The sequence below is a fragment of the Shimia sp. R9_3 genome, from assembly GCF_017743755.1.
GTDB lineage: Bacteria > Pseudomonadota > Alphaproteobacteria > Rhodobacterales > Rhodobacteraceae > Shimia.
This window is the reverse complement of the sequence record NZ_JAGHRP010000016.1, coordinates 25,142-32,410: the sequence shown is the minus strand read 5'-3', so window position 1 is coordinate 32,410 and position 7,269 is coordinate 25,142. Positions and strand designations below refer to the sequence as shown.

Below are 7,269 nucleotides of genomic sequence, written 5' to 3'. Positions count from 1 at the left end.
TGGTGATGCCTGGCGACAACCTGAAGTTCAACGTTGAGCTGATCGCACCGATCGCAATGGAAGCCGGCCTGCGCTTCGCGATCCGTGAAGGCGGCCGCACCGTTGGTTCCGGTGTTGTGTCCAAAATTGTCGAATAATCAGTTCTGCTGATTTTTGACACGGAAGGGGGTGCCATTTGGCGCCCCCTTTTGCTTTGGCGCGTGCATGACCGGCCTGATTTTGCCCGCTGCCTCCTGTTTGCGCGCCTGTGCGGATTGCGGGTTTTTCTCGATTTAACAAGTTCATAAATTTCGCTGCCCTCTTGCTTTCACCCCCGCTCTGGGGTGAGACTTCCAAACAGGCTCGCCGGTGTAAGGCGAGAGGAAAAACAGGGGACTATTATGAAACGCGTCTTTTCAGCGGCTCTGGCTGCGGCGGTCTGCGCTGCGCCTGCTATGGCCGAGACTTTTAAATGGGCGGGCACAACCGACCCGCAAACCATGGACCCGCATGCGGTGAACTCCGCGCCGGTTCTGGGTTTTCTGAACAACGTTTATGAAGGGCTTGTGCGGCGCGACAAGGATATGTCCGTGCAACCTGCGCTGGCCACCAGTTGGGAGCCGATCGGTGAGGGTGCAGGCTGGCGCTTCCATCTGCGCGAAGGGGTGACCTTCCATGACGGCGCGAGCTTTGACGCTGAGGATGTGCTGTTCTCCTATCAGCGCGCCTCCAATGAGGCATCCGACACCCGCAGCTGGTTTGCGCCGGTGTCCGAGGTCAAAGTGGTCGATGACTACACCGTCGACATCCTGACCAGCGCCCCGAACCCGATCTTCCCGGACAGCATTGCCAACTGGATGATCATGGACAAAGGCTGGGCGGAGGCCAACAGCGCCGCGCTGCCTGACAAGGAAAACGGCAACTACGCCACGCTCAACGCCAATGGCACCGGGGCCTTCAAGGTCACCGCGCGTGAGCCCGGTCTGCGCACCGAGCTGGCGCCGCATGACGGCTGGTGGGACGAGGCCACCCACAACATCACCAAAGCGGAATTCACCCCGATCCAGAACGCCGCCACCGCTGTGGCTGCGCTGCTGTCTGGCGAGGTCGACATGATCAATCCCGTGCCAATCCAAGACGCCGCGCGTCTTCAGGGGCAGGACGGTGTGCAGATCATTCAGGGCATCGAAGCCCGCGTGATCATGCTGGGCTTTGCGCAGGATGCGGACGAGCTGAAATACGGTGCGGATGCGGGCAAGCCTAACCCGTTCAAAGATGCGCGCGTGCGCGAAGCCGTGGCCAAAGCGGTGAATGTGGACGCGATCTTGCAAACCATCATGCGCGGCAATGCCGAACCTGCCAGCCAGCTCGTGAGCCCCGCGATGCGCGGCTTCTCCGGCGCCAACTCGGAACGCCCGGCCTTTGACGTGGACGGCGCCAAGGCGCTGCTTGCAGAAGCCGGCTATGCGGACGGTTTTGAGTTTGGCCTGAAATGCCCCAACAACCGCTATCTGAACGATGAGGCGGTCTGTCAGGCGGTGACCTCCATGCTGGCCAAGGTGGGTGTGACGGCGCAACTCGACGCCATGCCGGTGCAGAACTACTGGCCCGAGCTGCGCGCCGATAACTTTGACATGTATCTCTTGGGCTGGTCCCCGGGCACCTTTGATGCAGAGCACCCGATCCGCTTCCTGGCTTCCACACCAAATGCAGAGAAGAAGCTCGGCAGCTGGAATTTCGGCGGCTACTCCAATGCCCGCATTGATGAGCTTCTGCCGATGATCCAATCGGAGATTGATGACGGCAAACGCCAGATGATGCTCGATGAATCAGCCAAGATTCTACAGGACGAAACCGCCTATGTGCCGATGTATGTGCAACCTCTGGTTTGGGGCGCGCGCGACAACGTCACGCTGACCCAACGGCCGGATAACTTCTTTATTCTGCGCTGGGTAAACGTGCAATAAAACTGCTGAAAAATGAGGCGTCGGGCAACACTCCGACGCCTCATTTGCTTTGCTTGACCCCATCTGAAGAAGGGCGCAAGGAACCCCCATAAAAACAAAGGGACGCAGTGATGCTGACGTATGTCATTAAACGAGTGTTACAGTCCGCGCTTGTGCTTCTGATCGTGGGGCTTGTTGCTTTCAGCATGTTCCGTTTTGTCGGTGATCCCATCGACAACATGCTGGGTCAGGAACGCACGGACGCCGACATCTCCCGCCTGCGGGCGGAACTGGGATTGGATGAGCCATTCCCCGTGCAATATTACAAATTCCTCGAAGGGGCCGTGCAGGGCGATTTTGGCGTGAGCTATCGTCAGGGCCGTCCCGTGGGGGAGATCCTTCTGGAGCGCGCGCCTGCCACGCTGGAGCTGGCGGCTGTGAGCGGCTTTCTGGCGATCTCCATCGGCATTGGTTTGGGCGTGTTCACCGCCATCCGGCGCGACGGGTTCATGGCCAATGCGATCATGTCGGTCTCGCTGATCGGGGTTTCGCTGCCCACCTTCCTGATCGGTATTCTGCTGATCTATCTCTTCTCGGTGGAGCTCGGCTGGCTGCCGTCCTTCGGGCGTGGGGATGTTGTGAAAATAGGGTGGTGGAGCACCGGCCTTTTGACTGCAACAGGCCTGAAAGCCATCATTCTGCCCGCGATCACGCTGGGGCTTTACCAGATGACGCTGATCATGCGTCTGGTGCGCTCTGAGATGCTTGAGGTGCTGCGTCAGGATTACGTGCGCTTTGCCCGTGCCCGTGGCCTGAAGGCCCGCACGGTGAACTTCCGCCATGCGCTGAAAAACACGCTGGTGCCGGTGATCACCGTCACAGGCCTGCAGCTTGGCTCGATCATCGCCTTTGCGATCATCACCGAAACGGTCTTCCAGTGGCCCGGTGTTGGCCTGCTGTTCATCAACGCGATCCAGTTTGTCGACATCCCGGTGATGGCGGCTTACCTCATGCTGATCTCGGTGATGTTTGTGGCCATCAACCTGATCGTTGACCTTCTTTATTTTGCAATTGATCCGCGCCTGCGCACGGATGGTAAGGGGGCGCACTGATGTCTGACCAAACCTCAACCGCGCCGCAGTCCCGACTGGCGAAAGCCTGGGACAGCGACTTCGCTTACAACTTCCGCCGCTCGCCAGTGGCTGTGGTGTCTTTCCTTGTGGTGATGCTCTTGGTGCTGAGCGCCATCTTCGCCCCGCTGATTGCGCCTTATGACCCGTTTGATCCGGCCTCGCTGGATCTGATGAACGGCTTCACCGCGCCGATGGCGCCCAATGATTTCACCGGTGACACCTTCTGGCTGGGCACCGATGATCAGGGGCGCGATGTGTTCTCCACCATCCTCTACGGCATGCGGATTTCGCTGTTTGTGGGCTTCTCTGCTGTGCTGTTTGCCATGGTGCTGGGCATCACGCTGGGCCTGATCGCGGGCTATGTCGGCGGCTGGGTGGAAACCATCATCATGCGCGCCGCTGACGTGCAGCTCACTTTCCCCGCCATTCTGGTGGCCATGCTGATCTTTGGCATCGCCAAAGGCATCACCCCGATTGAGCATCAGGACACGATGGCGATCTGGGTGCTGATCCTCGCGATTGGTCTGTCCGACTGGGTGCAGTTTGCCCGCGTTGTGCGCGGCGCAACATTGGTGGAGAAGGACAAAGAGTATGTGCAGGCCGCACGTATGATTGGCCGGGGCCGTGGCATCATCATGCTGCGTCACATCCTGCCAAATGTGCTGTCGCCTGTGCTGGTGATCGCAACCATCTCTCTGGCGCTGGCCATCATCGCAGAGGCGACGCTGTCCTTCCTGGGTGTGGGCGCGCCGCCAACTCAACCGTCGCTGGGTACGCTGATCCGCATCGGGCAACAGTTCCTGTTCTCCGGCGAATGGTGGATCATCCTCTTCCCCTCCGCCACGCTTCTGGCGCTGGCGCTGTCTGTGAACCTGCTGGGCGACTGGCTGCGTGATGCATTGAACCCGAGGCTGCAGTGATGAGCGATACACTTCTTGATATCGAGGGCCTCTCGGTCCACTTCCCGACCCGTCGCAAGCTCTTTGTGGCGGTGAACAAAGCCAATCTCGCGGTGGAGCCCGGTGAAATCCACGGTCTTGTGGGCGAATCCGGTGCCGGTAAATCCACCATCGGTGCGGCTGTGATGGGCCTGCTGGAACGTCCCGGTCATATCGCGGGCGGCACGGTCAGCTTCAAAGGGGAAGCGATCAGCGGGCGGGATGCCGAAGGCATGCGCGCCCTGCGCGGGGCCAAGATCTCCATGATCTTCCAGGATCCGCTGACCTCGCTGAACCCGCTTCTGACCGTTGGCCAGCAATTGGTGGAAACCATCCAGTTCCACCTCAAGCTTTCCGACGCCGACAGTAAGGCGCGCGCGATTGAGCTTCTGGATCGGGTGGGCATTCCCAGCCCGAACGAGCGCATCAATCAATATCCGCACCAGTTCTCCGGCGGTATGCGCCAGCGGGTGGTGATTGCGCTTGCACTGTGTTCAGAGCCGGATGTGATCATCGCGGATGAGCCCACCACGGCGCTCGACGTTTCCATTCAGGCGCAGATCCTTGAGCTGATCAAGGAACTCGCGCGGGAGCGTCAGACCGGCGTGATCCTGATCACCCACGACATGGGTGTGATCGCGGACACCACCGACAAGGTGACCGTGATGTATCAGGGCGAGGTTGTGGAAAGCGGCACCACCGAGCAGGTGCTGGGCGCGCCCCAGCATGAGTATACCAAATCGCTCATCGCGGCCGTGCCACGTCCCACGCTGAAGGTGCATCGCTTCCCGCAGCTCTCTTACGGGGGCCGTCAGATCACCTTTGAGATCGAAGATCTGGCGCGCAACTGGAAGCGCCCGGAGCCGACCAAATCCGGCACATTGCTGAAGGTGGAAGGGCTCACCAAATCCTTCCTGCAAAGCGGGTCGATCATTCCCTCTCGTCGCAAATACTTCACCGCCGTGGACAAGGTCAGCTTTGACATCCGCGAAGGCGAGGTCTTTGGCATCGTGGGCGAAAGCGGCTCGGGCAAATCCACCGTCGCGCGGATGATTGCCACGCTGTATCAGACCAATGGCGGCAAGATCTTCTTTGACGATCAGGAGGTCACCAGCCTCAAGACCGCCAAGGATCTGGAAAGCTATCGCCGTCAGATCCAGATGATCTTTCAGGATCCCTTCTCAAGCCTCAACCCGCGCATGCGGGTGGATGAGATCATTGCGGAACCGGTGCGCCACCACAAGCTGCTGGAAGGCGATGCCATTCAGCACCGCGTGGATGAGCTCCTGGAGCGCGTGGGGCTTGGCTCTGAGGCGGGGCGCAAATACCCGCATGAGTTCTCCGGCGGTCAACGCCAGCGGATCTCGATTGCCCGTGCGCTGGCCACCCAGCCGCGCTTCCTGATCTGTGACGAGCCGACCTCGGCGCTCGATGTGTCCATTCAGGCGCAGATCCTGAACATCCTCAAGGATCTTCAGGAGCATCTGGGCCTGACCATGCTCTTCATCAGCCACGACCTGCCGGTTGTGCGCCAGATGTGTGACCGTGTGGGCGTGATGCGTCAGGGGCAGATGGTGGAGGTGGCCGATACCGAAACCCTCTTTGCCAGCCCGCAGCAGGCCTACACGCAGGAACTTCTGAGCCTCATGCCAAGGCTTGAGGGGCTCTCCACCGAAGGGCTTGAAGGCGAGATCGTCTAAGCGTCAGAAACACACCTTGAAAGCGCCGCCATCGAGCGGCGCTTTTTTACGGCGCCTCCGCAAGCTCTTGGGCAGGATGAGCGCTAAGATCCAAGGAGAGCACCATGTCTGAAACCTTGCCTGACACCCTGCCTGAATTGCGTGACGGTGAAAGCCAGCTGGGATTTGATCCGCTGGACCGTGTGGATGCCGAGCTGCGCTTCATTGGGCGCATCCACACCCCGTGGCAGCGCGGCGATTGCCCCAAGAATGTCACCCGCGCCCGGGAAAGCGGGCAGGGGGCGTCAATCACGCTGGAGCCGGGATTCGCGGAAGGTCTGACCGGGCTGTCTGTGGGGGATGGGATTTTGCTGTTTTACTGGATGCATCAGGCGCGGCGCGATCTGATCACCCAGCGGCCGCGTCACAAACCGGAGGCACAGGGCACATTTGCGCTGCGTTCTCCCAACCGGCCCAATCCGATTTCGCTGGCGGCGGTGCGGATCACTTCACTGGATCTCGCGGCGGGCAGAATCGGCATTGATGCCATCGACTGTTTTGACGGCACACCGCTTTTGGACATCAAACCAAGCGCCCCAGCGGTGGATGTGCCGCCCGCGCTGCCTTAGAGGCGCACAGAAGCGTGCTGAGGTGTAGGGGCGGCTGAAGCGCTTGGTCTACACCAGTGCGCAGGAGGCGAAGCCGACCAGCCCCCGACCCTCCCCAAGGGAGGGGGCTTCACCCCCACCCAGGATCGGGGGCCGGTCTATGTGACCCATATCAGTTGTTGCAGATTTGTTTGGCGAAGATCTAGAGCGCGCGCAGAAGCGCGCTACGGGTCGTCGAGAGAGTAGCTGAGGCCCTCTAGGGCGCTGTCAGGCGCGGATCTTCAGGGTTGGGCCGTTGGGCGACGTATGCGGCCAGATACGGCGGTTCAGATTGCCGGATGGCGGCGGAATCAGCGCGAGGTCCGCATCTTTGCAGGAGGCGAGGATGAAGGCTCCGGAACGCGCCTTGATACGCTGGGACCGCGACGTGGCCGGGCGTGCGCTTCTGGGAAGCACCCAAACTGACAGATGTGTCTTACTCATTTTACCCCCACATGTGGTTTTCGGAGACGAGCCATGGCAGCGGCGAATCCGATTCCGTTAAAAGACCTTCGTTGAGACCCAGATTTAGCGGGGATTGGTTAACGAAGAGTCTGCGCTCGAAAGATGTGGGGATGAATAGTTCACATCTTAAGCGTGCGCTGGGTGCGCAGAAAGGCGCACAGGCAAAGCGGCTTGCGGTGTGAGATTTATCTAATTTCCGGAAGGAAGTGGCAGCCCGTAGGGGAATCGAACCCCTCTTTCCAGGTTGAAAACCTGGCGTCCTAACCGATAGACGAACGGGCCACTGTGGCGATTTTCAGGAAGAGGACTTCTCAAAAATCTCGCTTCGACTGGCAGCCCGTAGGGGAATCGAACCCCTCTTTCCAGGTTGAAAACCTGGCGTCCTAACCGATAGACGAACGGGCCGTGCCGAAGCGTGAGGCGTATCTAGTGAATGGCGCGGGTGGGCGCAAGCGGAAATTTGAGCCTTTGTGACGATTTTT

General features: G+C 60.0%; 6 protein-coding genes, 2 tRNA genes and 1 pseudogene. 6 read left to right on the top strand and 3 right to left on the bottom strand.

Annotated elements, in window-relative coordinates; genetic code table 11:
- The 6 genes and pseudogenes from tuf to J7412_RS20895 all read left to right on the top strand — a co-directional run.
- Nucleotides 1–137: pseudogene (gene tuf / locus J7412_RS20920) on the top strand (elongation factor Tu); the annotation flags it as partial.
- A 243-nt stretch (nucleotides 138–380) separates the two neighbouring features.
- Nucleotides 381–1,946 carry an ABC transporter substrate-binding protein gene (locus tag J7412_RS20915; RefSeq protein WP_209081504.1) on the top strand — a complete coding sequence of 522 codons (1,566 nt, stop codon included), beginning with the start codon at nucleotides 381–383 and terminating at the stop codon, nucleotides 1,944–1,946.
- 110 nt (nucleotides 1,947–2,056) lie between these two features.
- On the top strand, nucleotides 2,057–3,037 hold the full coding sequence (locus tag J7412_RS20910) for an ABC transporter permease (RefSeq protein ID WP_209081502.1): 981 nt from the start codon (nucleotides 2,057–2,059) through the stop codon (nucleotides 3,035–3,037).
- A complete protein-coding gene (locus J7412_RS20905; protein ID WP_209081500.1) occupies nucleotides 3,037–3,978 on the top strand; it encodes an ABC transporter permease in 942 nt (313 codons plus the stop codon). Before J7412_RS20910 ends, J7412_RS20905 begins: the two co-directional genes overlap by 1 nt.
- Complete coding sequence (locus J7412_RS20900; RefSeq protein ID WP_209081498.1) at nucleotides 3,978–5,696, top strand: ABC transporter ATP-binding protein; 1,719 nt, start codon at nucleotides 3,978–3,980, stop codon at nucleotides 5,694–5,696. Before J7412_RS20905 ends, J7412_RS20900 begins: the two co-directional genes overlap by 1 nt.
- 104 nt (nucleotides 5,697–5,800) lie before the next feature.
- The gene (locus J7412_RS20895; protein WP_209081496.1) at nucleotides 5,801–6,304 is read left to right on the top strand and encodes an SAM-dependent methyltransferase; all 504 of its coding nucleotides are present in this window, start codon (nucleotides 5,801–5,803) and stop codon (nucleotides 6,302–6,304) included.
- A 246-nt stretch (nucleotides 6,305–6,550) separates the two neighbouring features.
- On the opposite strand, the gene J7412_RS20890 is transcribed toward J7412_RS20895, so the two are convergent.
- From J7412_RS20890 to J7412_RS20880, 3 genes are all read right to left on the bottom strand, one after another.
- On the bottom strand, nucleotides 6,551–6,766 hold the full coding sequence (locus tag J7412_RS20890) for a hypothetical protein (protein ID WP_209081494.1): 216 nt from the start codon (nucleotides 6,764–6,766) through the stop codon (nucleotides 6,551–6,553).
- 228 nt (nucleotides 6,767–6,994) lie between these two features.
- A tRNA-Glu gene (locus J7412_RS20885) sits at nucleotides 6,995–7,069 on the bottom strand.
- Nucleotides 7,070–7,117: 48 nt separating this feature from the next.
- Nucleotides 7,118–7,192: transfer RNA gene (locus J7412_RS20880), tRNA-Glu, on the bottom strand.
- Nucleotides 7,193–7,269 lie beyond the last annotated feature (77 nt).